At 57.2% G+C, this 24,610-nt stretch carries 22 protein-coding genes, 1 tRNA gene and 1 riboswitch; of the genes, 10 read left to right on the top strand and 13 right to left on the bottom strand.

The annotated features are described in order from the left end of the window. Nucleotides 1-355: 355 nt before the first annotated feature. Nucleotides 356-1,987, top strand: coding sequence for a diguanylate cyclase (locus SADFL11_RS02775; protein WP_008196792.1), 1,632 nt, complete (start codon nucleotides 356-358; stop codon nucleotides 1,985-1,987). Nucleotides 1,988-2,228: 241 nt separating this feature from the next. After that, nucleotides 2,229-2,534 (top strand): hypothetical protein, encoded by a 306-nt coding sequence (locus SADFL11_RS02770; RefSeq protein WP_008195545.1) that lies wholly within the window; start codon nucleotides 2,229-2,231, stop codon nucleotides 2,532-2,534. 48 nt (nucleotides 2,535-2,582) lie between these two features. On the opposite strand, the gene SADFL11_RS02765 is transcribed toward SADFL11_RS02770, so the two are convergent. From SADFL11_RS02765 to SADFL11_RS02740, 6 genes are all read right to left on the bottom strand, one after another. Beyond that, nucleotides 2,583-2,777, bottom strand: a complete 195-nt coding sequence (locus tag SADFL11_RS02765) for a hypothetical protein (RefSeq protein ID WP_008194163.1) — start codon at nucleotides 2,775-2,777, stop codon at nucleotides 2,583-2,585. 5 nt (nucleotides 2,778-2,782) lie between these two features. Continuing rightward, nucleotides 2,783-3,706, bottom strand: a complete 924-nt coding sequence (locus tag SADFL11_RS02760) for a GGDEF domain-containing protein (protein WP_008196074.1) — start codon at nucleotides 3,704-3,706, stop codon at nucleotides 2,783-2,785. A gap of 543 nt (nucleotides 3,707-4,249) precedes the next feature. Further along, nucleotides 4,250-4,453 (bottom strand): hypothetical protein, encoded by a 204-nt coding sequence (locus SADFL11_RS02755; protein ID WP_008195506.1) that lies wholly within the window; start codon nucleotides 4,451-4,453, stop codon nucleotides 4,250-4,252. Further along, nucleotides 4,453-5,937, bottom strand: a complete 1,485-nt coding sequence (locus tag SADFL11_RS02750; protein WP_040450734.1) for a DUF6538 domain-containing protein — start codon at nucleotides 5,935-5,937, stop codon at nucleotides 4,453-4,455. Before SADFL11_RS02750 ends, SADFL11_RS02755 begins: the two co-directional genes overlap by 1 nt. A 131-nt stretch (nucleotides 5,938-6,068) precedes the next feature. Further along, nucleotides 6,069-6,155, bottom strand: a tRNA-Leu gene (locus SADFL11_RS02745). A 119-nt stretch (nucleotides 6,156-6,274) separates the two neighbouring features. Further along, nucleotides 6,275-6,541, bottom strand: coding sequence for a FliM/FliN family flagellar motor switch protein (locus SADFL11_RS02740; RefSeq protein ID WP_008192565.1), 267 nt, complete (start codon nucleotides 6,539-6,541; stop codon nucleotides 6,275-6,277). Between the two features lie 96 nt (nucleotides 6,542-6,637). Between SADFL11_RS02740 and lipB the strand changes: the two genes are divergently transcribed. The 4 genes from lipB (at nucleotide 6,638) to SADFL11_RS02720 (ending at nucleotide 13,983) form a co-directional block, all read left to right on the top strand. After that, nucleotides 6,638-7,345, top strand: a complete 708-nt coding sequence (gene lipB / locus SADFL11_RS02735) for a lipoyl(octanoyl) transferase LipB (RefSeq protein WP_008195022.1) — start codon at nucleotides 6,638-6,640, stop codon at nucleotides 7,343-7,345. A 175-nt stretch (nucleotides 7,346-7,520) separates the two neighbouring features. After that, nucleotides 7,521-9,515: a methyl-accepting chemotaxis protein gene (locus tag SADFL11_RS02730; protein WP_008192130.1), complete on the top strand. Its 1,995-nt coding sequence runs from the start codon at nucleotides 7,521-7,523 to the stop codon at nucleotides 9,513-9,515. A 199-nt stretch (nucleotides 9,516-9,714) separates the two neighbouring features. Then, nucleotides 9,715-10,857, top strand: a complete 1,143-nt coding sequence (locus tag SADFL11_RS02725) for an efflux RND transporter periplasmic adaptor subunit (protein ID WP_008197221.1) — start codon at nucleotides 9,715-9,717, stop codon at nucleotides 10,855-10,857. Between the two features lie 6 nt (nucleotides 10,858-10,863). Continuing rightward, nucleotides 10,864-13,983: an efflux RND transporter permease subunit gene (locus tag SADFL11_RS02720; RefSeq protein WP_008191259.1), complete on the top strand. Its 3,120-nt coding sequence runs from the start codon at nucleotides 10,864-10,866 to the stop codon at nucleotides 13,981-13,983. An 18-nt stretch (nucleotides 13,984-14,001) separates the two neighbouring features. Here SADFL11_RS02720 and SADFL11_RS02715 read toward each other — a convergent pair whose 3' ends face one another. The 4 genes from SADFL11_RS02715 to SADFL11_RS02700 all read right to left on the bottom strand — a co-directional run bounded on the left by SADFL11_RS02715 (nucleotide 14,002) and on the right by SADFL11_RS02700 (nucleotide 17,430). Then, on the bottom strand, nucleotides 14,002-14,895 hold the full coding sequence (locus SADFL11_RS02715) for an NAD-dependent epimerase/dehydratase family protein (RefSeq protein ID WP_008191791.1): 894 nt from the start codon (nucleotides 14,893-14,895) through the stop codon (nucleotides 14,002-14,004). A 12-nt stretch (nucleotides 14,896-14,907) separates the two neighbouring features. After that, entirely contained in the window at nucleotides 14,908-15,762 is an 855-nt protein-coding gene (locus SADFL11_RS02710) for a glycosyltransferase (protein ID WP_008190509.1), read from the bottom strand. A gap of 7 nt (nucleotides 15,763-15,769) precedes the next feature. After that, nucleotides 15,770-16,990: an NAD-dependent epimerase/dehydratase family protein gene (locus SADFL11_RS02705; RefSeq protein ID WP_040452228.1), complete on the bottom strand. Its 1,221-nt coding sequence runs from the start codon at nucleotides 16,988-16,990 to the stop codon at nucleotides 15,770-15,772. Nucleotides 16,991-17,142: 152 nt separating this feature from the next. Then, nucleotides 17,143-17,430 (bottom strand): acylphosphatase, encoded by a 288-nt coding sequence (locus SADFL11_RS02700; RefSeq protein ID WP_040450735.1) that lies wholly within the window; start codon nucleotides 17,428-17,430, stop codon nucleotides 17,143-17,145. Between the two features lie 156 nt (nucleotides 17,431-17,586). Here SADFL11_RS02700 and SADFL11_RS02695 point away from each other — a divergent pair, with 156 nt between their 5' ends. Next, nucleotides 17,587-17,910 carry a hypothetical protein gene (locus SADFL11_RS02695; RefSeq protein WP_008194270.1) on the top strand — a complete coding sequence of 108 codons (324 nt, stop codon included), beginning with the start codon at nucleotides 17,587-17,589 and terminating at the stop codon, nucleotides 17,908-17,910. 21 nt (nucleotides 17,911-17,931) lie between these two features. Here the strand turns inward: SADFL11_RS02695 and SADFL11_RS02690 are convergent, their stop codons facing one another. Together SADFL11_RS02690 and SADFL11_RS02685 are read right to left on the bottom strand one after the other, a co-directional pair. After that, nucleotides 17,932-18,837 (bottom strand): DMT family transporter, encoded by a 906-nt coding sequence (locus SADFL11_RS02690; RefSeq protein ID WP_040452230.1) that lies wholly within the window; start codon nucleotides 18,835-18,837, stop codon nucleotides 17,932-17,934. Between the two features lie 82 nt (nucleotides 18,838-18,919). Further along, nucleotides 18,920-19,071: riboswitch (FMN riboswitch) on the bottom strand. A gap of 124 nt (nucleotides 19,072-19,195) precedes the next feature. After that, complete coding sequence (locus tag SADFL11_RS02685; RefSeq protein WP_008196959.1) at nucleotides 19,196-21,208, bottom strand: acetyl-CoA carboxylase biotin carboxylase subunit; 2,013 nt, start codon at nucleotides 21,206-21,208, stop codon at nucleotides 19,196-19,198. A gap of 227 nt (nucleotides 21,209-21,435) precedes the next feature. On the opposite strand from SADFL11_RS02685, the gene SADFL11_RS02680 reads away from it, so the two are divergent. The 3 genes from SADFL11_RS02680 to SADFL11_RS02670 all read left to right on the top strand — a co-directional run bounded on the left by SADFL11_RS02680 (nucleotide 21,436) and on the right by SADFL11_RS02670 (nucleotide 22,926). Next, a complete protein-coding gene (locus SADFL11_RS02680; protein ID WP_134852877.1) occupies nucleotides 21,436-21,906 on the top strand; it encodes a hypothetical protein in 471 nt (156 codons plus the stop codon). Between the two features lie 116 nt (nucleotides 21,907-22,022). Continuing rightward, nucleotides 22,023-22,502, top strand: a complete 480-nt coding sequence (locus SADFL11_RS02675) for a hypothetical protein (RefSeq protein WP_134852876.1) — start codon at nucleotides 22,023-22,025, stop codon at nucleotides 22,500-22,502. A 124-nt stretch (nucleotides 22,503-22,626) separates the two neighbouring features. Beyond that, complete coding sequence (locus SADFL11_RS02670; protein WP_040450736.1) at nucleotides 22,627-22,926, top strand: hypothetical protein; 300 nt, start codon at nucleotides 22,627-22,629, stop codon at nucleotides 22,924-22,926. Nucleotides 22,927-23,041: 115 nt separating this feature from the next. Here SADFL11_RS02670 and SADFL11_RS02665 read toward each other — a convergent pair whose 3' ends face one another. Next, a complete protein-coding gene (locus SADFL11_RS02665; protein WP_040450737.1) occupies nucleotides 23,042-24,574 on the bottom strand; it encodes an acyl-CoA carboxylase subunit beta in 1,533 nt (510 codons plus the stop codon). Nucleotides 24,575-24,610: the final 36 nt, after the last annotated feature.

The raw sequence follows: 24,610 nt of genomic DNA, 5'->3' as shown, positions 1-24,610 counted from the left end.
CTTGGGGAAGGCGCCCTCCGAAGGTCCCGTGTCGCATGATACGATGATGATTGTGTTGCAGGGCGTGTAGTAAACACATGGCACGCAACGGAATTAATGAGACTACACATCCGGATCAGTCTTGAAGAAGACCTCTACATTTCTAAAACTGCCAACCGTCGCCTGCCAGTTGACTTGGACACAAACGAGCTTGCCAACTTGGAGCGGCTGACAAGCGGGTACCAAGTGCGGACGGAAAATCCTCAAAACTTGTGACAAAAGCCTGTTCGACCAAAATTTCAATTTAACGAATGTTTCAACAAATTATGGCTCTGATTGGTTCGGATTGTGACTGAGTGCTTGCGGACCATGACTGATGGATCACCTGAACCGAACTGCCTTAAACGCATCAAAACTTAAAAAGGCAGCCCTCGGTCTGACCATCGTATATGTGGTTTTAATGGTTCTGTCGTTCAGGTTTATCGACGGCGAAAGGGAAGCGCGGGTAAACCTTGAGTTGGAAACCCGCGCATCGGAATTAGCGAACAGAACAGCTGAAATTCTGCGTTTCTCGGTCGAAAACCTGCACGCGGCCTCTGGCTTGATCACCTATATGCACGGGGTCACTTATTCGCAATTTAATGCTCTGACAGATCATTACTTTGAGGCCGACCCTGGTCTCTTGATCATGGAATGGCAACCCATCGTCAAGGCGTCGGATCGAGCAGAGTTTGAACGCAAGGCACGCGAAAACGGTCTCCCGAATTTTCAGCTCTGGGAACCGTCAGATACTGGCACGCCTGTCGTGGCCCAAAGCAGAGCTGAGCATGTCCCTGTTTATCTGATGAGCGCACGCTATCCGGATGATAACGAGATCAACACGCTTGGCCTCGACCTTGCCTGGTCGCCGGAACGTATGGCCTCAAAACTGCATGCGCGGGACAAAGGCGTTGCGCAATCCTCTGGTTTCTTTCCCATCGTTTTGGGTCCCGATGACACGGCTTCCCCGCTTGGTTTTGCCATCACACTCCCTGTCTATCAGTCAGGTATTGTTCCGGAGAGCAAAACGGCCCGGCACGAAAAGATCCTGGGTTACTTCGCCGGCGTTTATTCGGTGCAACTGCTTCTGGAGCCAGCCTTGGAGGAGCTCGTAAAGGACGGGATTGGCGCTGAAATATATGGCCGTTCGAACCATTCCGCCGGCATACTTACGGCAACAGACGCTCCCACAAGTTTTGAAAGAACAATAGAAACAGCACTCTACGGCAATACGTGGACAATCACACTCGTTGCTTCTCAAGCTTATGTAAACGGACTCAAGGACCCGCTGCTGTATCTTATCCCAATCAGCCTCACCTCCGTCTTCGCGCTGGTTCTGGTCTTCATGTTTTTTGAGGAGAGATCAAAAGTTCGTCTGAAACTGGCTCACGGGAAACTTGAACAGGCGAACCGGCAACTCGATGCACTGGCACGGCAAGACGCCTTGACGGGGCTTGCCAACAGACGGGCTTTCTTCGACCGGCTGGATCAGCTCTTGAACGAGCTTGACCGGCACCCGCACCCTGCATCGTTTTTGATGCTTGATCTCGATAAGTTCAAAATCATCAATGACACAAGGGGCCATGCAGCAGGTGATGAGGTCCTCAAAGCCTTTGCATCCCTGTGTCAGGAAACGGTTCGCAAAGTCGATGTTGTTGGGCGAATTGGTGGAGAGGAGTTCGCCATTTTGTTGCCGCATACAAGCGCTGAAGACGCGACCGTCTTCGCAGAACGGCTGCGGACAGCAGTGGCCGCAATCAGGTTTTCGGAAACCGGACCGCTTTCCGGACTCACATTTACCGTAAGCATCGGATTGTCGGCCATTTCCGAGCGCATTGACGCTAGAACATGGTTGTCTCAGGCCGACAAGGCCCTTTATCAATCCAAGGCTTCGGGACGCAACAGGGTGACAGTCTATCAAAAACTGTCCAATGACGATGTCTTGGTGCTGAAACCCAAAAGTGCCTGACTCTTATTGATACCCGCAAAAACACGAGCAGAGCGCCTCATCGTTGGGAACCCACACCGCAATTGTCCCGTCACGCATGGCCAGATCGCACCCATTTTATGGGCCTTGCGTGCGAAAATAAAGCAAGGACCCGTACGGTCGTACCGGATAAACCCCTGCAGGCTTTGCGTACCGCGAAAGGCGGATACACATGTTCGAGCGATCGCGGTAGATCTGAACTGTCAACTTGGAGTGACAGTCGATGGAAGAGCATCACACGTCCGGCCGGTCTGCGCCGCACGCCGCCCCGGACGGCCTCAGCCTTTATGAGGTGGAGGCCGATTTTTTGCTCGAAGACCTCATCGACGAATGCCGCTCTCTTGGCCGGGAAGGCCACCCGGCCCTTGCCCGGCTTGCCGACGCTTTGGAAGAGGTGCACACCCACCTTGAAGGCGCGTCCATCGAGGACCTGACTGCGCAGGCGGAACGCACGGCCCTGATGGCCGTTTCCGAGGACCTGATCGTCCTCCTGGCTGAGTTGGAAAACCTGCGCGACTTGCGCGCCTGAGGATGCCCGGCCATCTGAAACGAACGTGCATCCTGGCGCGATAGCACCTCAAGCGGCCAGCAGGACATGATCCTCGGCAATGGCGGTGTCGAACTCGATGCCGGCGCCCGATCGCGGGACGGCTGGTGCACCGGCTTGGGACGCCGACCAGTACGACAGCCAGATAAGACGATCAGATACGACGATCAGATACGGCGACCTGGTACACCGATAAGCTGACCGGCCCAGGTCGCCGGTTGGCACTCAACTCAGGCGCTGATGCGGTTGCGGCCGGTTGACTTGGCGGCATACATTTGGGCATCGGCCCTTTGCAGGGCCGTTTCCAAATCATCGCCCGGCTGGCTTTGGGCAAGGCCCGCAGAGATGGTCATCGGACCAAAGGATTGACCGGTCCGGTTGTGATAGATCGTCCGGCGGGAAATATCCGATCGGATGGTTTCCAAAAGAGACAGGCACTCGGCCGGCTCCGTGTTGTAAAACAGGACGCAGAATTCCTCGCCGCCATATCGGCACAGAACGTCTTGCGGACGCAAATGGGTCTGTATGAGGCGGGCGACAACGCGAATGGCGTGGTCCCCGATTACATGACCATGTGCGTCGTTGATTTTCTTGAAGTGGTCGATGTCAATGAGCGCAATGTGCAGGGACAGGTCCGCCGCGCTCAACCGCGCCGGCAGCTCGGCTTCCAGAAACCGCCGGTTGGGCACACCGGTGAGCGCATCGGTAAAAAGCTCGGCCTGATAGGCGCGCAACTCGCCATCCAGAGCGTCCGCTTGGGCCAGAATGTTGCCGAGATGCTGCTCAAGCTCCGACCGCAACTGCAAGGTGGTGTGCCGCAGTGCAGTGTCGTCCGGCTGGGCCTCCGCGCAAGTCATCAGATGCGTGATCAAATCGCTGGAAGTCCTGGCCGATTGGGAAATCGCCCGTGTCCGGGCCTGGGAGCTGTGCACCACGGATTTGTGACGATCAGCCTCCACGCTGCCCTGGATGTAGGTCTCATACAAAAACGCGACGGTGCGCGCGGTCAACGGCGCACCGGCGCCCTCGAGCCGGCGCAGCTCCCGGGCGATGTCGGTCTCCGGTTCGGTCAAACCAAGGAAGAGCACGTGAAAGGCTTTCGGATCACACTCCAGCCCGTGGCGTTTGATGTTTTCCAAGACCTGATCACACATCCACGTCACGTTCTGGTTTCCTTCGTCCTGTGTCGCTGGCGCTAACGTCAGATCGGGGTCCGCCCCTGGCCACCGGCACCAAGCTGCGCGGCACAAGGACATCGGTGCCGCTGTCCTCGTTGCGCTTGGCGCAAGTCTGCTGCCTCCGCGTTAAGAAAGGATTTTTTCCCAAGCGTTCCCCGAAACGCGCCCCGCCACCAGGCACGGTGAGACCGCGCCACCTGGCATGGCATGAGACAACAAAAGGTCTGCAAAGAAGCCGTCACCGGCGCGTCGGATTGCAAGGTGGATGGCGCATCAAGGCCACGGCTGCCGCACATCCTTTAACAGGAAAGGAAACAGAGCCCTGCAGCCATCCGCAGCCAGTAAAACATGGGCGGGTACTGAAAGGACGACGACCGGAAGCTGGCACGCGCCCATATCATATCCTTAATATGCACCGGCACTGGCCGTCTTGAACAAGTGGCCCGCAGTGTCAAAGGACGGTCCGGTCCCGGTCGATCGGTTTCAGTTTCTCAGGATCGGTCTCCCCGAGCAGCTTCATCAGGCCAACGAGCCCTTGGCGGCCTCAAGCGCCTCAAGCTCGGGCCTCTTTGAGCGTGCATACCAGGGCCGTTTCTGGGCGGTCAGGAGGTCCCGGGCGGCCTGCAGCGCGGCCGCGCACACGTCCGGATCCCGTTTGAACACTTCAGCCGCAAACAGCTGAAGCGCGGTACTGGTTTCGGGTCCGGTTTGATATCCGCTCATTACCTCACCTTTCGTTTGGGTCTGCGCTGCGGCCGGGACGCGAGGGCGTCGATCAGCGTTTCTGAGAAGGGCAGCTCGATTTTCTGCAACTCCGATTGGCGCCATGAAAGCGAGCCGCCGTCGCCGTAGTCCGGCCGGCTGAGCGCATGTCCCATCAACAGGCAGCGCAGCTCATAATCGAGCCCGGCTTCCTTCATGCGGGTTTCAAAGGCATGGCGCAGCGAATAGATCCGGTGATGCTCCGACGGCAGCAGACCGGCGCGCCGCAAGTGCCGCATGCCGATCGCGGAAAAATTCGTTTCCTTGTCGCGGTAGCGCGGAAACCCGTCCGGAGCTTTCAGGAAAGCTGCCAGCGACACGCCGACAAGCGGGATCTGGCGCACGCTGGAGTCTGTCTTGATCGCCCGGTCCGCGCGGAAGCGGATTTCGATGAACGGCACCGCGCCCTCCAGATGGATCTGATCGGCGGTGATGTTGCAAAGTTCCGATGGCCGGCATCCGGTTTCAACCAGCGCCAGGAACAAGAGTGCGGCCTCCCGGTTGAGCCCGTCAAAGGCACCGGGGGCCAGCAAACGGTCGCGGATCCAGTGCGCCGGGAATGGCGGCACGTCCTGTTTCAAGGCCTTGGGGTCCCGGAAGGACAGGTTCCGGAACGGGTTGTCCCGCCCCTCTTCGCCGATCCTTTGATAATAGGCCTGAAACAGCCGCCGCATGTTGCCGACATCCCGGTTGGCCGAATTGCCCGACAGGGGTTTTGACGGCGCGCCGCGTTTGCGTTTGTGCCGTCCACCAGCGCCAGTGCCCGTACAAGCATCAGCGCCCGTGGCCAGGTTTGCGCTCGTGGCCAGGTTTGCGCCTGTAACCCGCGTCTGCCACCAGTCGAAAAACGCCAGCGCATCGGCCCGGGTGACTGCGTCGACCGGCTTATCGCCCACCACCTTGATGAAATTGGCAACCGCCCGGGTCTTCACCTTTTTATAGGCCGCGATCTGCGCCGGGCTTTTGCCTTTCAGGGCGTCGGGGGCAATTTCGGTCAAGTAAATCTCCAGCACCTTGGAGACCGGCACGTCGGGCCGCGGCGCCGTTCCAAGAAGCGCCTCCGCATCGCTCTTGCGCTCCAGGTCCGGCCGGCCCTTCAGGACATCGAGCCGGGCGATCAGATCGTCGAGCGGGGCGTGGTTTAAAAGATCGCTGGAAGATTTCCAGACAAAGCCGAGGGCAAGCGCCCGCTTTTGCGCGGCCCGATACCGGGCCGTTGCCGGGTCGGCGGCTGCGGCTCCGCCGCCGAGCAGCGAGGCCCAGAACAGCGTGTCCGCCTCCTCCATGGCATCGCGGCGCAGCCGCGCAACGTCCAGAAGTTTGGTTTTCAGTGAGACTTCAAGGGATGACCGGCCGACCAGATCCTGCACGTCCAGCGGCACCTGCCGCCGGTAATACCATGTGCCGGACCGATGGCACTTCAAGAACCGGTCGTCGTTACCCACCGCATCATCCTTACACGCATGTGGGGTAAAAACTGGGGTAAATTGTGGGGTAAAATCCGCATTTTCACAAATAAAAAAACCGGCCAGAGGCCGGTTCCTTTATGATCTCAATCACTTGGTAGTGTGATTGATGGTGCGGTCGAGAAGACTCGAACTTCCACGGGGGTTAGCCCACAGCGACCTCAACGCTGCGCGTCTACCAATTCCGCCACGACCGCTTATTCATTTCCCCGGCGCTGACCGCGTCGAGGCGCCCCATGTAGCAAAAGGTTTTGGGAGGCGCAAGAGCCGAACTTGCAATAATTCACAGGCGCCTAACTTTTTTAAAAGGGCCGGATTAAAGCGGCCCTTCTGTTCGCATCGGGCGGGTTTCCGGCGGCCGCATCAGGACTTCGGTAATCGAAATGCCAATGCGTTCACCAAGCAGTACCACCTGCCCTTTTGCCACGAGCGTGTTGTTGGCGTAGATCTTGACGTCGTCATCTTCATCCACATCAAGATCGATCACCGCCCCGCGGCCCATGCGCAGCAGCTGGTGCACCGGCATATGGTTTTCGCCGAGCACGACTGAGATATCGACATTGATTTCATCAAAGGTGGCCATAACACGCCTTAGTCCTTAAATAGGGCGAACATCCGCCAGCGCTGATCCTACCACGGGATCGGCAGCCTGCTCAAAAAACAAAGAAGTGTCATCCACATGTCACCTGACCTCCGCGACGCTCTGAACTTCAGCTTTCTGCCGGAAACCGGCTCAGCACCGGTCGAATGGCACATCTCCGACGACTTGGTCGACTATGAAGCGGCTTCTCAGGAAATGGACGAACGGGTCAAGCGAATCATCGCGGGCGAGGCAAATGAGCAGGTCTGGCTACTGGAGCATCCACCGATTTATACCGCCGGCCCAAGAGCCGACGACCAGGACCTGATCACACCTGACCGGTTTCCGGTCTACCGCACCGGCCGCGGTGGCCAGCACACCTATCACGGCCCGGGCCAACGTGTCGCCTACGTCATGCTGGACCTAAAACGCCGCAAACAGGATGTGCGCGCCTTTGTGTCCGCTCTTGAGGCCTGGCTCATCAACACGCTCTGGCACTATCACATCCGCGGCGAACGCCGGGAAGACCGGGTCGGCGTCTGGGTGCGCCGGCCGGACCGCGGCACAAATGTCGAAGACAAGATTGCTGCGATCGGAATTCGCATGCGCAAATGGGTGACATTTCACGGCATCAGCTTCAACGTGGAACCAGAGCTGGATCATTTCTCCGGGATCATCCCCTGCGGCGTCAGCGAACATGGGGTCACGAGCCTTGTGAATCTGGGCATCCCGGTGACGATGGCGGAGAACGACAGTGTTCTCAGGGCAGAGTTTGAGAAGATCTTCGGGCCGACGACCACGTCTTAAGTGCCCGGCGATTTCATTGGTGACCTCTCAAAAAACAAGCAAAGTCAAACCAACAACAAAATCATTAAAATTACATTGTAATTAATAACAACTATAATTTAGGTTTTCTCAGATATCTGACGCTATTACGTGTCACACACATCGAGATTTAGTCTTTATTTATCGAAAACAGGCAGTGTCCGACCAACTCAACACATCTGGGACATCGGCTGTGACACAAGCGTCCACAAAACATGCTGCCAAGAGCATCATCACCAAGATCCTGCTAGCCGCAGCAGCAGTGATCATCGCCATCTTTGCTGGTTTCGGCCTCTTCAACGACACTTTGCAACGCTCGGCGAAGTCGGAAGAGATCCGGGACTACATGACTGGGGTCGGTTTTGCGGAAGCCAACTCGGTCCGCAATTGGTTCCAGGCCCGCCTGATGCTGATTACTTCCGCTGCAGAGGGCGTTGCCCGGCAAGAAAGCCTCGGCGCTGATTTCTTTGATCTGCCGACTTTGACGTCTAACTTCGATGGCACCTATTTCGGCGCACAGGAAGACGGAAAATTCACGATCTGGCCGGAAACCGACTTGCCGGAGGGGTATGATCCTCGCGTCCGCCCCTGGTACAAGGACGCCATTGTGGCAAACGGCCCAACGATCACCGCACCGTATCAGGATGCATCTACCGATCGCCTGATCGTGACAGCCGCAACACCTGTGAAATCGGGTGGCACGTTGTCTGGAGTGGTCGGCGGTGACTTTGACATTACCGAGATCGCAAAAATGCTCTCTGCGTCTGACCTCGGCGGAAACGGCTATGTGTTTGTGGCAAATTCGCAAGGAACCATCCTCATACACCCTGAGAATGAACTGGTATCCAAACCGCTCTCAGACTTGTTTCCGAACGACCCTGTCTCTGTCTCCAGCGACACACAGTATGCATCTACGCAGTTTGGCGACCGCATCATCCAATTTGTTCCAATCGAAGGCCTGCCGGTTGACTGGCAGATCGGCCTGTCCCTTGACCGGAATGCAGCCTATGCCAGCTTGGCGAGCCTTCGCAATTCGGCTTTCATTGCCACCGCAATCGCGACGGTCCTGATGCTGGTGATCCTCGGCTCGCTCTTCCAAACGCTGCTCGCACGGCCTTTGGCATCAGTCACACGGGCAATGAGCGAAATTGCCGGCGGTGATCTTGATTGTCCGGTCCCGGGCGTTGAACGCCGCGACGAAATCGGGTCGATCGCCAATGCCGTGGAAGTCTTCAAGACAAACGGCAAGGCCCAGCGCCACCTGGAAGAGGAACAGGCATCCGAACAGCTGGCCAAGCAAAACCGCGCAGAAACGGTCGACCGCCTCCTCAACGACTTCAACCACGAAATCCGCGGTGTATTGGAAACCGTTGCCCATGCAACCGGCGAGCTCGAAGGCACGGCCCGTGAACTGGCGGAAACATCAGAGAGAAGCTCCGATGATGCTGCCTCGGCCGCAAAGACAACGGGTGATACGGCTGCGAACGTGCGTTCAGTCGCCGCAGCCTCAGAAGAGCTGACCTCGTCGATTGCGGAAATCGCCCGCCGCGTTGAAGACCAGGCGAGCATCGCCGGCAAGGCGTCAACAGCTGCAGCCAATACCGATGAGACGGTGCAAAGTCTTGTCGCAACGACAGACCGGATCAGCCAGATTGTCAGCCTGATCAACGACATTGCGGCACAGACCAACCTCCTGGCCTTGAACGCGACCATCGAGGCCGCCCGCGCCGGGGAAGCCGGCAAGGGCTTCGCTGTTGTCGCGTCCGAAGTGAAGTCGCTCGCGAACCAGACAGCGCAGGCGACCGAGGAAATCGCAACGCAAATTCAAGCGATGCAGTCGGTGTCCGATCAAACGGCAACGGCGATCAAGGACATCGCCAGCGTGATTGGCGAAATGACCGAGATTTCACAAGACATCTCGGTTTCCGTCGAGCAGCAAAGTATGGCGACCACCGAGATCTCGCGGAACGTCAACGAGGTCTCGTCCGGCACGGATGCGATTTCAGAGACCATGTCGCAGGTCTCAAGCGGCGCACAATCGACCGGACGCAACGCCACCGATGTCTTGTCCACGGCCGAAGCCTTGATGGCGCAATCGAAGACCCTGAGCTCGAAAGTCGACCAGTTCTTCGATGGCATCCGCGCAGCCTGATTGGCCTGTGCAAAAACAAGTTCCGCGCGGCTCACTGCAGCCGTGCGGAGATTGATGAGATCCGCTGCGTCATCTCTTATCCCGTCTTGCTTGACCGCCCCGGCTGACTTGATCTGATTGCCACCGACAATATATCTATGAGTTGCAGGGACCAAAGCTGACCCGTTGTCACGCTGGACCATTCCGACGAAGGCATTGGATGATGGGATTTTTCAAGCAACTGGTGGTGCTGTGTGTGCTGGCCGGGCTCGCGGGCGGCGGTTACTGGTATTACCAGACCCACATGACGAGCGCAGCCGAGGGCTCTGGCGAACGCAGCCAACGTGGTGCCAGAACGGTCAAGGTTGAGGCTGTTCATGCCAAAGAAACAGAACTCCCCGTCTTTGCCGAAGCAGTCGGCACGACGCGCGCCTTGCGGGCTGTCGATATCGTGCCTCTGGCAGAGGGACGTATTGTCGAGATCGACATCAAGTCCGGCCAGGAAGTAACTGCAGGGACTGTTCTTGCGCGGCTGGATGATGAGATTGAACGGGCAACGCTTGCAGAAGCCAAGGCACGCGTGAATGAACGCCGCCTCGCCATGGAACGCGCGGAGTCCTTGCGCCAGACCAACACGATCAGTCAGGCGAATCTGGAACAGCTGCGCTCAGAACTTGCAATCGCCAATGCCGAACTCGACCGGGCGCAACGCCGCTTGGCGGACCGGACCATCCGCGCCCCATTCACCGGAGTTTTGGGCATCAGCTCGATTGATCTCGGAGCCCGGGTGGAAACATCCAATGTGATCACGCATCTGGATGATCTGGCCGAGGTCGAAATCGAGTTCCGTCTGCCCGAAACTGTCTACGGGCAGATCGTGCAAGGTCAGCCGGTCACCGCCACCAGCGCAGCGTTCCCCGGCCGCTCGTTCACCGGAAATGTTGCTGCGATTGACAGCCGTGTCGATCAAGCCTCCCGGTCCTTCCGCGTCCGGGCCCGCCTGCCCAACCCGGATCGGGTCTTGCCGGTCGGGATGTTCATGCGGCTCGAGATTGAGTTGAGCATCCGCCAGGCGATTGTTGTTCCTGAAGAAGCCCTGCAGGTCGAAGGCGGAACCATTTTCCTATTTGTCGCCGATGGAGACACGGCAGATCGGCGCAATGTGGTGACAGGCTTGCGCCGGAACGGGTTCGTTCAGATTTCAGAAGGCGTGGCAGCTGGTGACCTTGTCATTCACCGTGGCATCCAATCGCTGCGCGATGGCAGCAAGATCGAGGTGATCGACGGTCAGCCCGAAGCGCAGGATGATGCCTCCGGAACGCCGGAAACCGCCGCGAAGGCCCAACCGCGTCAACGGAGCTGACGGTCCATGCTGTCCGATCTTGCTATCCGCCGACCGGTTCTCGCCGCCGTTGCAAGTCTTCTGATCATCGTATTCGGGATTGGGGTCCTGACCTCCATCCCGGTCCGCGAACTTCCTGATATCGATACGGCGGTTGTCACAGTGACGACAACCTATCGCGGCGCGGCTCCGGAAGTCATCGACACGGATCTCACAGAGATTATCGAGGGATCCGTGGCTGGTGTGGCCGGGGTCAAGACGATCAGCTCGAGTAGCCGCCGCGGCCGCAGCCGTGTCGTCGTGGAGTTTGAAGTCGGCAACGACATTGATGCGGCTGCAAACGATGTGCGCGATGCTGTTTCCCGTGTCCGGGCAGATCTTCCGGCCGATGCGGACGAACCGCAAGTGGTCAAGAACGATGCGGATTCAGATCCAGTGATGCGCCTCGCCGTCACATCCGACAGGTTAAGTGCGGCTGAGATCACCGACTATGTCGACCGGTATGTGATCGACAGGCTGGCGACAGTCCCGGGCGTTGCATCGATCGACACCTATGGCGGACGCCCGAAGGCCGTGCGTGTCTGGCTGGATCGCCGCGCCATGGCCGCCCGGAATCTCACGGTCGTTGACATTGAACGCGCCCTCCAGCGCGCCAACCTAGAATTGCCGGCGGGCGAACTGGAGTCAGACGTGCGCCAATTGTCGGTGCGCCTGGACAGCCGATTACCGACAGTCGATGCCTTTTCAAATGTCGTAATTGAGCGTGTCGGGGGGTATCCGATCCGGCTTCGCGATATTGCAACGGTAGTCGCTGGTGTTGCGCAGGAGGACACGATTGTCCGGAACAATGGCAAGACTGCCGTCGGATTGGCGGTCATTCGGCAAAGCCAATCAAACACGCTTGCCATTTCAGAAGCCGTCCGTGAAGAAATCGATGCGCTTCAGCCGAACCTGCCAGCCGACATGCAGATCGAAGTCGGCTCGGACGATGCTATTTTCGTTGGGGCCTCGATCCGGGAAGTGGTGATTGCCCTGGGTGTGTCACTCGGGCTTGTTGTCCTTGTGATCCTGTTATTCCTGCGATCCCTGCGCGCAACCTTGATACCAGCAATCACGATCCCGATCGCTTTGATCGGAACCTTTGCGGCGATCTCCGCACTCGGGTTCTCGGTGAACGTCCTGACACTTCTCGCCCTCCTTCTGGCCATCGGCCTGGTGGTTGATGACGCAATTGTCGTTCTGGAGAACATCCAGCGGCGCATCGATCTCGGTGAGAGCCCGTTGATGGCAAGCTTCCTGGGCACCCGCCAGGTCACTTTTGCCGTCCTTGCAACGTCCATGACACTGATTGCCGTGTTTGTGCCCCTCTCCTTCCTGCAAGGCCAGGTCGGGCGGCTCTTTGTCGAGTTCGGGTTCGTGATGGCGAGCGCGGTGGTTATCTCGACCTTTGTTGCGCTGACCGCATGCCCCGCACTGGCATCCCGTATTTTGACCAGATCCAAAAAACCTCAGGCTGGCTCCAACGAAGATACCCCTGCCGAGACCTTGGTGCTTCGGTGGTTTCGCAAAGGTGTCACGCTTGCAGTCCGCATGCCACTCGTCATCCTCGCGCTTGCAGGCAGCATCGCCGCACTCGGCTTTGTCGTCTACGAGCAGCTGCCGCGCGAACTGACCCCGAGCGAGGACCGCGGAATTGTTTTTGTGCCCCTGTCTGCCCCTCAAGGCAGTACGGTTGGGTTCACCGATCAGGCTTCCCGTCAAGTTGAAGGCATTGCAGAACCGCTCGCCGCTTCCGGCGATATCGAAACGGTCTTCACCTACACCGGCACCTGGGGCCGTCAGAACCGGGCCTTTGTCGTCCTGCGCCTCGCGGACTGGGAAGACCGGGAAAAATCCCACCGCGACGTCGTCCGGGCCATGATCCCAAGCATGGGCCAGATTACGGCTGCGCGGGGCTTTCCCATCACGCCAGCTGGCCTTGGTTTGCGTGGCAGCCGCACGCCGCTCCGAATCGTTGTCAGCGGTCCCGACTTTGAAAGCGTAAAGGTTTGGGCCGCACGGCTTCTGGAGCGCGGTCAGGAAAACCCGAGTCTTCGCAATCTGGAAATGGATTACGAGGAAAACCAGCCGCAGCTCGACATTTCCGTCGACCGTGAACGCGCTGATGATCTAGGCATTTCCGTTGAAACAATTGCAACGACACTGCAAACGCTGCTGGCATCCCGCGAAGTGACCACCTTTCTCGAACGTGGCCGCGAATACCCAGTCCTTGTGCAGGCTGCAGCCGACGACCGGGCGTCTCCAACGGATATCGAATTCATCTTCCTGCGCTCAGATGACGGCGACACGCTCGTACCGCTTAGCGCCCTTGTGTCGCTCGATGTCAACGCTGCGGCTGCGGAACTGCGGCGCTACGACCGTTTGCCGTCCATCACGATCGAAGGCTCCATTGCGGAAGGGTATTCGCTCGGCGACGCCATCGAATATATGGAGGGTGCTGCTGCTGAGATCCTGCCCGCTGAAGCCAGGATCAGCCTTGCCGGTCAGTCCCAACAGTTCCGAGAAACATCCAGCGGCGCCGGTTTCACCTTTGCGCTGGCCCTCTTGATCGTGTTTCTGGTCCTCGCAGCCCAGTTCGAAAGCTTTGTCCACCCATTCGTGATCATGCTGACCGTGCCGCTCGGCGTTGCGGGCGCCGTCTTTTCGTTGGCAGCAGCCGGCTTGTCGCTCAACATCTACAGCCAGATCGGCATCATATTGCTTGTCGGGCTGATGGCGAAAAACGGCATTCTGATCGTTGAATTCGCAAATCAGCTCAGGGATGAAGGCAAGGACGTCACGCAAGCCGTCATCGATTCAACGGTACTGCGTCTCCGGCCAATCGTGATGACAGTCGTGTCCACCGTTTTGGGGGCAATGCCGCTGGTGCTGGCGAGCGGTGCAGGTGCCGAGAGCCGCATTGCAATTGGAACCGTGATTGTCGGCGGGTTGCTCCTGTCCGGTATCCTGACACTGTTCCTGACGCCGGTGCTCTACAGCTTGCTGGCGCGCTTCACAGAACCACGCTCCGCGATCGAGCGGCGGCTGAACACTGAACTCGGCAAACGTGGCCCGGCGGCAGGAGCCGAAACCCCGCCTGCGGAGTAATGAGAACGGTTTTCTGATTTAGCCCGCCGACACTTCGGTTTCGGCAGGTGCGGGCAAAGACTGGATGAACCTTTCCAGTTTAGCCTTGCCGCCGGGAGACCAGCCGAGCCTGACCAGTTTTGCTATATCCATAACGCCCACAGGTCCCGGCGCACGGATCGGCAAGTGCCACTCAAGGCCAAACGTTTCCTGGTAAATCTTCAGAAGATCCCGAAGATCAAGCAGCATGTCGGACGCATTGAACACATCAAAGACGGCCTCACTACGTGCACGCTCTTCCAAAAGCAGCGCGACAGCGATTGCAAGGTCCTCGCCGTGAACTTCCGTGCCGACTCGAGGGATCACGGCATCACCTTTGGCGAAGTCATCGAGAACTTTGGTCCATTTGTGGGTTTCCAGGCCCGGAGGGCATCCATAAACGCCAGTGGCTCTGATGACAGTGCCCTTGAAGTTGGCATCGCTTAGCACCTCAAGCGCCAGTTCACCGGCATATTTGACCTTGCCGTAAAAGCTGTCCGGGTCGACAGGCGAGTCTTCCGTCAAAACGCCCCATTCGCTTGCTCCGGCATAGACCGCGCGGCTGGAGAGGAACACACACTGAGCAGCACCAGCAGCCTTTGCTGCCTGGAACAGTGCCTGCGTTCCTTCGACGTTCCGGTCAATGAACCCATGGGGGTCATCGCCCTCCCCGTCCCGGTACTTACCCGGCACATGAGACAAGGCACAGTGGATCAGCGCATCGGCCGCCGGCAGTGTAATTTTGCGATCATCCAAGTCCCATTTGACAAACTTGTCTTCCGGGATGTCGGATGGCGTGCGGCCCAGACACGAGATCTGGTGGCCGTCCTGGCGCAAACGGCTGGCGATAAACCGGCCGAGCTGCCCCGTAGCCCCGGTGATAAGAATATCCATGGATCGACTTTTCTATTTCTGTGCAGGTGGCCACGGCAGGCTGGCAAGCATGCCGCCAACATTCCGTCCATCATGAAAGGCCTGCCACAGATCAATCAAGGGGCGCAAGAGATCTGACCGCGCATGGCCCGTTTGCCACGGCTTTTCATACTGATAGTGCAGAATGTGGATCTGGTTCCAATCCCAGAGGTCCGGCAGATTGAACCAGACATATTGCAGCATGTTGTAGAAAACCGGCAGGCCATGCCAGTCAGGAAAATAGCTTTCCAGAAAGGTCTGATCGGTCCGCCGCCAGAACGCCTCCGGGGCATCCAGCTTCTTGACCATATCCACATAGGTGTCCGCATTGGGACGGGCGGTAAAGACGCCGCTGTTCATCCGGTGAAAGTCGCCCAGCGCCTCGTAGACATTCGGGGCCGCACAAAACTCCGGATACGCAAACAGCTTGTCACAGTTCTTCAGAACGAGTGCATCAGCATCAATGAAGACCATGCTCTCATATTCCTCGAGCTGCCAGAGACGCAGCTTCACGAAGTTGTCGAGCGGGGTATGAAAAACCGGCTTGCCGCCCTTTGTGAACGGCGCCGCCTTGTGCAGCCGTCCCCGCTCATGCCGTTCGTTGAACGCATTGGACGTTGGCAGACGATCACACTGGCCGAGACGCGGCGAGAACTCGCGGAGCGCTTCCAGATCGCCAGGATCGACACCCGGCGTATAGAGCACCACGAGATCCGCTTGCGTTCCGCTGAGACGCAAGGAGCGCAGGAGCGCAGTTGCACCGAGCACATAATCGGCGTTGGTCACCAGCGTCACATAGGCATGTGGACTGGTGGCCGCTGTCTCAAAGACCGGATGATCGCTTGCCATTGGGACTTCAAGAAACAGATTTCAAACGCGGGTGCTCCGGATCGCGTTCGATGTCGGCGGCAATCTCCTTCGTCCAGGCAGAAACGGCCGGAACCCGGCTGCGGTCAATCCGGTAGGCGTAGGCCTTCGCTACATCCACGACTTCGCTCAGCAAGCCGTCTTCAAGCTTGATCGGATTGAGGCCAAGCTCCAGGAATTGTTCGTTTTTGACCACCAGATCGTTTTCCGGCGCTTCCTTGCGCGGGTTCGGCAGATAGGCGATTTTTGCGCCGGTCAGCTTGGAAATGAGCTCGGCCAGATCGCGCACGCGGTGGGTTTCCGTCATCTGGTTGAACACCATCACCCGGTCGCCGCGCTCCGGCGGGTTGTCCAGGGCGAGCTCGATGCAGCGGACCGAATCCTGAATATGAATGAAGGCCCGGGTCTGGCCACCTGTTCCATGGACCGTTAGCGGATAGTCGATCGCTGCCTGGATCAGGAAGCGGTTGAGCACGGTGCCATAGTCGCCGTCATAGTCGAACCGGTTGATCAGCTGCTTGTGTTTGAGCGTCTGCTCGGTATGCGTTCCCCAGACAATGCCCTGATGCAGGTCCGTGATCCGCAAGCCATCATTCTTGGCGTAGAACTGAAAGAGGAGCTGATCGAGACACTTGGTCATGTGATAGATCGAGCCGGGATTGGCCGGGTAAAGAATCTCTTGAGAGGCGGTCGCGCCGGAGAGTGTTTCGACGTCGACGCTCAAGTACCCTTCCGGGATCGCCGCACCAACGTTGGAATAGCCGTAAACACCCATGGTGCCGAGGTGGATGAGATGAGCGTCCAGATCGAGCTCCACCATGGCATTGAGCAAGTGGTGCGTCGCATTGACGTTGTTGGTGACGGTATAGTTCTTGTGCTGGTCCGATTTCATCGAATAGGGCGCGGCGCGCTGTTCGGCGAAATGGATGATCGCATCCGGGCGCTCTTCGGCGAGCCACGCCTTGAAGACCTCGTAGTTCTCGGCAATGTCGATCAGATGGAACCGGATCGTGTTGCCGGTTTCCTGTTTCCAGATCCGGGTGCGCTCCTGAATGGAATCCATCGGTGTCAGTGATTGCACGCCGAGTTCGGCATCGATCCAGCGGCGGCTCAGGTTGTCGATGATGTGGACTTCGTGGCCCTTGTCGGACAAATGCAGGGACGTCGGCCAGCCAACAAAACCATCACCACCAAGAATTGCAATCTTCACCTGATCACTCCCGCATTCGTTCTGGCGGACCTGTTCCACCGTCATGATTGTTTCATATGTGAGATCAGATGATTGCGATATTTCAATGACAGTTCAATGTGATATTTTCAAATTGATACATATGAGAAGGGATCGGACGCTTCTTCCACATGCTAAAACGTTTCACGCACTGTGAAACGTCCGGTAGCAGGCTCAACCGGCTCAAGATCGGATACAGACGTGACCCGTGCAAGCGCAGGACCGTGCCAAAGCGCGTCCATCATATCGACCACCGTATCTGATGGACCGGATATAACGGCCTCAACGGCGCCGGTCTTGAGGTTCCGCGCCCAGCCGGACAGGTCTCGAGCCACGGCCTCCTCGGCGCACCAGGCCCGGTATCCGACACCTTGCACCCTGCCCTCGATAAGGAGATGGACGGTCAAAGGATCCTGGGTCATCGGCACTCCCTTATTCAAAAAGCGTTACCTTGGCTTTGAACTTAGAGTATTGCGGATCGTTTCAAACCTGCAATGGGGCTTTATGCAGTAAAACCTTGCGGTATGAGGATAATATCTTGCGCCAGCCTATTCGTCCGCCTTTGTGCACGACGATAAATGACCTACATCCAGCCGAGCCCGCATTTATTGAAAGAGGATCTCATCGGCGTGACCACAAAGAAAACACTCAACATCCGCGTGCCCAAAGATCCTTCAGAAGCGATCACGGCCATTGTTGCTTATGCGGGCATTGCAAAGAGACTGCATGTCGAACTCAGCACGCATGCAGAAGCCATCGGACTGGATCTTGATCAAATCAAAACCGACCTCATCAGCGAAGCCAAGAAGGCAGTTCCACACAATGATTTCTCGGACAACGAGATCAGGAACTACAACATCATGTTCGAAGCCATCGATACGATCTTCAAGCCGATCGACTGATATAGACTGTTTCTGAAAGGCTCATGCTGTCTTTGCGGCGGCATTTCCCCGCCTCTGCTCATCGAGCATCACCAGGAGCGATGCCCCGACAATCACCAGAGCACCCGGCCAAAACGCACCCGTTGGCGCAAAACCGAAGGCAATGAAGCCAACGGCAATGTTGAGCGGCAGCTTCAGATGGTCGAACGGCTGAACAAAAGCCGCGTCTGCCTTTTGATAGGCCAACGTCAAAAGATAGTTCGCAAGAACGGTCAATAGGCCGGCCCCAACGAGCAGGAAAAGCGCCGGACCACTGACGACAAGGCCTCCATCGGCAAAGGCCAGCGCCGCATTTACGGGCGTCAAAAGGAGCAGCAGATAAAGCGTGATGGAATCCGCGGCCTCGCGCTGTGTCAGCTTTTTTGTCACAAGCGACGTTCCGGCCCAAAACGCAGCGGCTGCGACAGGGAGCAAAGCGCTCCAGTTGAACGCTTGCGACCAGGGCTCGAGGATCACCATCCCACCTGAAAAACCGGCAATGGTCGCAAACCATCGCACCCAGCCAACCTGTTCCCCAAGAAAGATCCGGGCTCCAAGAATAACGAAGAACGGCGACGTCATCACAAGGGCAATCGCCTGCCAGATCTCCACACGCGCCAGACCGGCAACCCAAAGCTGAATGCCTATGACAGCCAGGAAAGCCCGCAGGAGGTGCAACCCGAGCTGCTGTGTTTTCAAGGCGGTTCGCCCGCGCCGCAACACCCAGGGAAGCGCAAAGCCGAGACCAAGCGCATATTGCCAGAAAGCTGCCGAAGTTGAGGGCACGCCGAGCCGCATCGTCGATGCCTGCAGGGCCCCATTTACAAGGGCAAATGAGGCCCCTGCGCCGACCATGGCAAGCGCTGCCAGAAAAGGCTGCGCCTGAAGTGAGGAGAGTCTGGTGTCCATCGTCTTTAAGTCCGTTCCAGTTTTCATCCAGAACAGTCTCAAAAAGACCAATATGCTGCACCGCTTGAGACAAGCGGTCCAGCCAAGCTCTCTATCATCCGGACTATAACCGTCGGCTCCGGCTTCTCACCGGATCTGCTGACCCTCGGCAAACACGACTTACCAAGGCGCTCGCGGGCTCCAGGTTTCCCTGATACCGCCGGTGGGGACTTTCACCCCGCCCCGAGAACTGTTCCTGAAACCAGTGTTTACGGGGTTCAAACTTTAGGCGCAATGGCTAACGACTGAAAAATTCAGTATGACTGAAAAGCCGCCGGATAACCGGCAGCCAGTCAATTCAGAACGAAACAGAAGATGATCAGGAGAACTCCATGATCACGGCGTCAACCGCGAGGCTGTCGCCCGGCTCTGCCTTGATGGCGGTCACGACACAGTCCCGCTCCGCACGCAGGACGTTCTCCATCTTCATGGCTTCAACGATGGCCAGCTGTTCGCCCGCTTTGACTTCCTGACCTTCGCTGACGGCGATGGATACGACCAGACCTGGCATCGGACAAAGCAGCATTTTCGATGTGTCCGGCGGAAGTTTTTCCGGCATCAACTCATCGAGTTCGGCAACGCGCGGCGTCATGATCTTTGCTGTCACGGAATAGCCCTGCCAATCGAGGCGGTAGCCTCCACGAACCGGACGGACCTGGACTGTGATGTCCTTGTCTCCGACGCGGCCGCTCCAAAGCGCAGCGCCCGGCGCCCAATCTGACTCCACATTGACGACAGGCCCGTCACCGATCGCGACATCAAGCTCTATCGGTGTTCCCGGATAGCCCGCGGCAAGACGGATCGGGACATAGGTCTTATCCAGCTTGACCACCCAGTCCTCGCGGATGGCGCCGGAGTGCGGCCGCAAACGACCGGGAAGATGGTCAAGACGTTCGCGTTCAATCGCCGCCATGGACAGCGACACGGCCGCCAAAACGCCCCGCGCTTCGTCATCCGGTTCAGCCGGGAAAAAGCCGTCCGGGTATTCATCGGCAATGAAACTGGTCGACAGTTCACCGGACCGCCAACGCGGATGGTTCATCAACGCTGTCAGGAATGGCACGTTGTGCTGAATGCCGTCGACATAATACCCGTCCAGCGCCTTGCTCATGGCGTCGATCGCTTCTTCGCGCGTCGGGGCATGGGTGATCAGCTTGGAAATCATCGGGTCGTAGAACATGGAGATTTCCGAACCCTCGACCACACCGGTGTCATTCCGGATGATCAGCCCATCGCTTTCCAGTTCTTCCGGCGGCACGTAACGGACAAGCCGGCCAATGGACGGCAGGAAATTCCGGTAGGGGTCCTCAGCATAGATCCGGCTTTCCACCGACCAGCCGTTCAGCTTCACGTCGTGTTGCGCGATTTCAAGCTTCTCGCCATAAGCGACCCGGATCATCTGCTCGACCAGGTCGACACCGGTGATCAACTCTGTGACCGGGTGTTCCACCTGAAGACGGGTGTTCATTTCCAGGAAAAAGAAGCTCTTGTCCTGGCCCGCTACAAACTCGACTGTGCCCGCACTGTCATAGTCAACGGCTTTCGCCAGCGCGACCGCTTGCTCGCCCATCAGCCGGCGGGTGTCTTCATCCAGCAGCGGCGACGGCGCTTCTTCGATTACCTTCTGGTTCCGGCGCTGGATCGAACACTCACGCTCGCCTAGATAAATCGCGTTGCCGTGTTTGTCGCCCAGAACCTGGATTTCAATGTGGCGCGGGTTCTGGATGAACTTTTCAATGAAGACGCGGTCATCGCCAAAGGACGACGCGGCCTCAGACTTGGAGCGGGTGTAACCGTCACGCACTTCATCAGCATTCCAGGCGATCCGCATGCCCTTACCGCCACCGCCGGCCGAAGCCTTGATCATCACCGGATAGCCAATGTCCGCTGCGATCTCGACGGCTTGATCGGGTGATTCAATGACACCGAGATATCCTGGAACCGTGCTGACGTTCGCCGCGTTGGCAAATTTCTTGGATTCGATCTTGTCGCCCATCGCTTCAATGGCGCGCGGGTTCGGACCGATCCAAACGATACCTTCCTTTGCAAGGGCCTCCGGAAAGCTTGCCCGCTCAGACAGGAAGCCATAGCCGGGATGCACAGCTTCAGCACCAGTCTCCTTACAAGCCGCGATGATCTTGTCGGCAATCAGGTAGGATTCAGCCGCCGCTGCAGGACCGATGTGAACGGCCTCATCGGCCATCTCCACGTGCAGTGCATTCCGATCGGCATCTGAATAGACCGCAACGGTTTTGATTCCCATCTTCTGTGCCGTCTTGATAACACGGCACGCAATCTCACCCCGGTTGGCGATCAGTATTTTCGAGAACATGCAATTCCACCCAGCTGGACCTGTTTTCTGAGTTGTAGGCCGGTCCTCCCCTCCAGTGCAACTTATCCAAAGGGTGGTCAGACGATGTGAGAACCATCTTTCAAACCCGATTCAGGTAAAACAATCGATAGGTTTGGATCACGCTCTATTGCGGCAAGGCACTGATTTTCCTTTTTCTTAACAAATATATTGCAAATTCTACCATGTATTTGGAGGAAGACGACGTGGTGAAAAAACTAATAACATCACTGATCATCGGCTTTGCCCTGACGAGTTCTGTTCAGGCGAAAACGATCGAAAAGTGGCATGCCGGAGAAGTCGACGGCTTCACCCGCTATTGGACTACAAACAACATCGGCGCGAGTTTCGTCGTTTGGTGCCATCCGCAGCGTCCAGTCAACGGAACTTTATTGCATGTCGTCATTGACGGCAAAACACCCACTCCAAACACACGCATGAAGCTGATCATCGATAACGAGATCATGGAAATTCCGGTCAACGAACAGGGATATATCGATACAGGATGCGCAACCTGCGCTGACACGTTCGAATATGTCTGGCACCGGCTCCGCGCCGCAACGGCCATTGCGGTGAAGTTCAAGGACGACAGCTACGCGGGTTTTTCGCTCAAAGGTGCGAAAGAAATTTTACCGGCAAATGTCTGCCCGACTGACTGGCAAAAAAAGCAAGCGTCATGAGCAACATCTAAGACAAGAGCGGTAAGTGTCATTTCAAAGCGTTTCTACTCAGCTGAATTAGCTAAAATTTAAGACAACCCTCGGTATTTTCAGCAGTGCATACATTGGGGCTCCAGATGTTCACTCGCCTGTTTCTAATTGCAATGTTTATCGGTCTTTCCATCACGCCGGGCGTTTCGGAAACCGTGGGCAGCTGGCACAGTGAAAAGGTGAATGGCTATCAGCATTACTGGACCAAAAACAAACTTGGATCCCGGTTTTCAATTTGGTGCCCTGCTAGCAAGAAGGCCGTGCTTCCGCTGATCAGCATTGATATTAAGGGTCGTCTTCCAGTTCCCAAAACCTTGATCCGGGTCGAGCTCGATCACCGCTTGATCAAATTTACAGCCGACAGGGACGGGTATATTCGCCCGGACTGCCCCGCTTGCGCCGACAACATGCGTTACTTCTGGCAACTTCTTCGCAACTCAGCACGCTTTGCAGTCCTGTTCGACGAAGATCGGCGTTATGCCGGTTTTTCAACCCGCGGCGTGGGCGAGGTTATTCCACCGACCGTCTGTGAATCGGACCCGGGTCTCCAAGCCAACCACCAATAGATCACGAACTAGCGAGTCGAGACAATCAGTGCTGCCGGTCACATTTCCGGCCACTGATCCCGCGCTATACTCAAGCTTATCAGACCTGCAAAAACGTAGTGTCTGAAACACGCTGGAGGTTCGCATGAAGCTTAGTGTCTTACTAATCCCCGCCGCTGTTCTTTCGCTTCTAACAGCCGCGAACGTTGCCGAGGCTCGGCCAGATTTGCGCCAAATGACCTGTGCCCAGGCACAAAATATGGTTCAAAAAACCGGCGCGGTGGTTTTTACGACGGGCCAGTACACTTATTCCAGGTTCGTCGCGAACCTGAGGTACTGTGATCGTGAAAAGGTTCTGGCACCGCAGTATAGCGCCACACGCGATAATCCGCAGTGCTACGTTGCTTATGAATGTAAAGACCCGGATTTGCTGTTCATCGATTGAGACACCGCGGCCACGGCCAACTCTCGAAGAGACGACGGCAATAAAGTCAGCCTAAAAAAGAAAAACCCGCCAAGTTTTTTTCTCGGCGGGTTTTGACGCTAAACATCTTTCGCAATCAGAGCGGAATGTTGTCGTGTTTTTTCCACGGCGTCTCGACCTTTTTAGCGCGCAACAAAGCCAAGGCTTTCGAAACACGGCGGCGGGTCGAATGGGGACGGATCACATCATCGATGTATCCGCGCTCGGCTGCGACGAACGGGTTTGCAAACCGGTTCTCATAGTCTTGCGTGCGCTTTTGGATCTTTTCCGGATCCCCAAGTTCAGAGCGATAAAGAATCTCAACAGCACCTTTTGCGCCCATCACGGCGATTTCCGCCGTCGGCCAGGCATAATTGATATCCCCACGAATGTGCTTGGAACTCATGACGTCATACGCTCCGCCATACGCCTTGCGGGTAATGACTGTGACCTTTGGAACCGTCGCCTCTGTGTAGGCAAACAGAAGTTTCGCGCCGTGCTTGATCAGACCCCCATATTCCTGAGAGGTACCCGGAAGGAAGCCCGGCACATCGACGAAGGTAACAATCGGAATATTGAAGCAATCACAAAACCGTACGAAGCGGGCTGCTTTCCGGCTGGCATCAGAGTCCAGAACACCGGCCAGAACCATAGGCTGGTTCGCAATGACACCAACCGTACGTCCTTCCATGCGGCCGAAACCGGTGATGATGTTGCCCGCAAAACTCTCCTGAATCTCATAAAAGTCCCCCTCATCGAGGGTCTTCAACACAAGCTCTTTCATATCGTAAGGCTTGTTGGGATTGTCCGGGATGAAGGAATCCAGGCTCATGTCGATCCGGTCCGGATCCTCGTAGTTGGTAACCTCGGGCAGCTCTGCCTGGTTGTTCATCGGCAGGAAGTCGATGAGACGCCGCATTTCCAAAAGCGCCTCAACGTCATTGTCGAATGCACCGTCTGCGATTGACGACTTGGTTGTGTGAACAGACGCACCGCCGAGTTCTTCTGCAGTGACCGTTTCATTCGTCACGGTTTTCACGACATCCGGTCCCGTGACGAACATGTAGGACGTATCCCGGACCATGAAAATGAAGTCAGTCATTGCCGGCGAATACACGTCACCGCCTGCACATGGGCCCATGATCAGGGAAATCTGCGGAATGACGCCAGAGGCCTGAACGTTGCGGGTGAAAACCTCGCCGTAACCACCCAGCGCCGCAACACCTTCCTGGATCCGCGCGCCGCCCGCATCGAAAAGGCCAATGATCGGTGCCCGGTTCTGCAGAGCCATGTCCTGCAGCTTGACAATCTTTTCAGCGTGCGCCTCGGACAAGGACCCACCGAAAACAGTAAAGTCCTTGGAGAAGACGTAGATAGTGCGGCCGTTGACCGTGCCCCAGCCGGTGACAACACCGTCTCCAGGTATGTGCTGCTCGTCCATGCCGAAATCAGTGCAGCGGTGCTGCTTGAACATGTCGAACTCTTCAAACGAGCCTTCGTCCAAAAGGATTTCGATCCGCTCCCGAGCGGTCAGCTTGCCTTTAGAGTGCTGGGAATCGATGCGCCGCTGGCCACCGCCCATCTTGGCCGTTTCCCGCCGCTGCTCCAACTCCACGAGAACGTCTCTCATCTGGGTCTCCCAATGTCTCTATCTTGTCTGGTCCTA

It is taken from the genome of Roseibium alexandrii DFL-11, assembly GCF_000158095.2.
In the GTDB taxonomy this organism is placed as follows: Bacteria; Pseudomonadota; Alphaproteobacteria; order Rhizobiales; family Stappiaceae; genus Roseibium; species Roseibium alexandrii.
This window is presented reverse-complemented; position numbering and strand designations above follow the sequence as displayed.